The sequence below is a fragment of the Acidovorax delafieldii 2AN genome, assembly GCF_000175235.1.
Taxonomy (GTDB): Bacteria; Pseudomonadota; Gammaproteobacteria; order Burkholderiales; family Burkholderiaceae_C; genus Acidovorax; species Acidovorax delafieldii_B.
In genome coordinates this window covers 1-2,853 of the sequence record NZ_ACQT01000362.1, presented here as the reverse complement: position 1 = coordinate 2,853, position 2,853 = coordinate 1, and the positions used below count along the sequence as shown (strand labels likewise).

Sequence of the window (2,853 nt, the reverse complement as noted above, 5' to 3'; positions counted from 1 at the left end):
GACCTGCCGGCCGATGCCCGGCCCCCCGCGCTCTACGACGAGGCACTGCAAAACGGCGTGAAGGCCTTTCAGGAGCGCCATGCCCTCGCCACCGACGGCGTGATCGGCAAGGGCACGCTCGACGCCCTGGCCGTGCCGCCCGCGGCGCGCGCACGCCAGATCGAACTGGCCATGGAGCGCCTGCGCTGGACCCCCCTGCTGCGCGGCCCGCGCATGATCGTGGTCAACATCCCCGAATTCGTGCTGCGCGCCTACGAGGTGCACAACGGCCAGGTATCGCTTCAACTGGCCATGAAGGTGATCGTGGGCAAGGCACTGGACACCCGCACGCCACTGTTCGACGAAGACATGCGTTTCATCGAATTCAGCCCCTACTGGAACGTGCCGCCTTCCATTGCCCGCAGCGAGACCATTCCCCGGCTGCGGCGCGACCCCGGCTATTTCGATCAGCAGGGCCTGGAGTTCGTGGGAGCCAATGGGCAGGTGCACACCGCGCTGGCGGCCGAGCACCTGGACGCCGTGCTGCGCGGACAGATGCGCATACGCCAGCGCCCGGGGCCCAAGAACGCGCTCGGCGACATCAAGTTCGTGTTTCCCAACAACAGCAACATCTATCTGCACCACACGCCCGCGCCGGCCCTGTTCCAGCGCGATCGGCGCGACTTCAGCCACGGCTGCGTTCGCGTCGAAGACCCGGTGGCGCTGGCCCAGTTCGTGTTGCGCAACGACCCCGCGTGGCCCGAACCGCGCATCCGCGAAGCCATGGCGCGGGGCCAGTCGGCCACGCTGCGCCTGGCCGAGCCCCTGCCCGTGGTGATTGCCTACAGCACCGCCATCGTCAAGCAGGGCAAGCCCCATTTCTTTGCCGATCTGTATGGCCAGGACAAACTGCTCGACCAGGCCTTGCGCCAGCAGTCCGAGCGGCGCCGCCTGGGTGCTCGGCCGGCCCCGCCCGCCGCCGCGCTGTGACGCCAGCGGCTTCACCGCCTTTCGCCCATTTGCCATGAAACAGCCCCCTCTCCCCTCGCAACCAAGCCGCCGCCGCTTTCTGGGCGCGGGCAGCCGCTGGCTGATGACCGGCGCCCTGCTGCCGCTGGCGCAGCCCGCGCTCGCCAACCAGCCGGGCGCGCGCAGCCTTTCTTTCGACCACACGCACACCAGCGAGCGCCTGGCCCTGGTGTATGCGCTGGGCGACGCGTTCGTGCCGCAGGCGCTGACCAGCCTCAACCACTTCCTGCGCGACCACTACAGCGGCGAGGCCGGCGTGATGGATCCGCAACTGTTCAACCTGCTGCACCAGATCAGGCAGGAGCTGCGCGTGCAGCAGCCCTTCCAGGTCATTTCCGGCTACCGCAGCCCGGCCACCAACCAGACGCTGCGCGCCACGCGCGGTGGCGGGGTGGCCAAGCACAGCCTGCACATGGACGGCAAGGCCATCGACGTGCGCCTGCCCGGCGTGCCACTGGCCAGTCTGCGCGATGCGGCGCTGTCGCTGGGCGCGGGCGGCGTGGGCTTTTACCCGCGCGAACAGTTCGTGCATGTGGACACCGGCCCTGTGCGCCGCTGGTGAGGGCGTTGGCAGCCCTGCATGCAGGGTGGGCAACGTCCAGGCATCGCCCTTGCACACTTGCACCGGCGCACACCCGCATTGACGCCGCTGCGAGTGGTTTCGCCCCTTGAAACCGGCCCGGCACGCGCATCCGCTGATCGGGCCGTTTTCTGGGCATTTCGCTATATTTTCAATAGCTGCACGCGCTTGACTGTCAAGCGCAAGCGTTCAAAAAGCCGCTGAAATGCCCCCGCAGTGACCCTGCTGTGCCCCCCAGGCCAGAGGCCGGACCGCAGCAAGCCACGGCGAATTGAAAGGCGAAAGACGGTGGCGCAACCCGGCGCACGCGCCTGCTGCGGCAAGGCCGTGGTTGCGCAAAGGCGCCCTGCATCGCAGGGCCCGCAGGGCGGGCCTCGGCCCCTTCCACTACGGATTTGATAGCTGGCAGCGCTTTGCCGTCAAGCGCCTGCGCCCAGAAACCCCAAAACACCCTGCGCCGCACGCACGCCGCTGGCCAGGCTGGCCGTGAGCAGGTAGCCGCCGGTGGGCGCCTCCCAGTCGAGCATCTCGCCGGCGCAGAACACACCGGGCACGGCCGTGGCCATGAGGTGCGGGTCCAGCGCCTCGAAGGCCACGCCACCCGCGGTACTGATGGCTTCATCCAGCGGCCGTGCGGCCACCACGGTGACGGGCAGCGCCTTGATGGCGTGGGCCAGGGCCACCGGGTCGTTCATGCCCTCCTTGCCCAGGTGCTCGTACAGGATGCCGGCCTTGATGCCGTCGAGGCCCAGGCGGCTCTTGAGGTGGCTGGACAGCGAACGCGAGCCGCGCGGGTGGCGCACCTCGACCAGCACGCGCTCGGGCGCATGGTCGGGCAGCAGATCGAGGTGGAAGGTGGCGTGGCCGTGGGCCTCCACCTCGTCGCGCAGCAAGTGCGAGACGGCATAGATGAGGCTGCCTTCCACGCCCGTGGCCGTGGCCACGAATTCACCCCGGCGGCTGAAGTGCCGGCCCCGGCTGTCGGTGAAGCTGATCGCCACCGACTTGAAGGGCTGGCCCGCAAACCGCTGGACAAAGTGGGGCGTCCAGCCCGCCGGGGCCGGTGGCGTGCGCCCCAGCAGCTCCTGCAGGAATTCGCGCCGCGTCTCACCGGCAGGCGTGTCCACGCGCAGCACATCGAAACCGCAGTTGGCGGGCCGCAAAGGCGCCACCGCCACGCCGCGCGCGGCAAGCAGAGGCACCCAGGCCCCATCCGAGCCCAGCCGCGCCCAGCTTGCACCACCCAGCGCCAGCACCACGGCGCG

At 69.5% G+C, this 2,853-nt stretch carries 3 protein-coding genes; 2 read left to right on the top strand and 1 reads right to left on the bottom strand.

Annotated elements, in window-relative coordinates; translation table 11 throughout:
* Positions 1 to 969 (top strand): L,D-transpeptidase family protein (locus tag ACDELDRAFT_RS21010; protein WP_005800160.1); only part of this gene is annotated, 969 nt, incomplete at its 5' end.
* 34 nt (positions 970 to 1,003) lie between these two features.
* Positions 1,004 to 1,570: a YcbK family protein gene (locus ACDELDRAFT_RS21005; RefSeq protein ID WP_005800159.1), complete on the top strand. Its 567-nt coding sequence runs from the start codon at positions 1,004 to 1,006 to the stop codon at positions 1,568 to 1,570.
* Positions 1,571 to 2,007: 437 nt separating this feature from the next.
* Here ACDELDRAFT_RS21005 and ACDELDRAFT_RS21000 read toward each other — a convergent pair.
* Positions 2,008 to 2,853, bottom strand: an 846-nt coding sequence (locus ACDELDRAFT_RS21000) for a TIGR03862 family flavoprotein (protein ID WP_005800157.1), incomplete at its 5' end; no start/stop codon positions are given.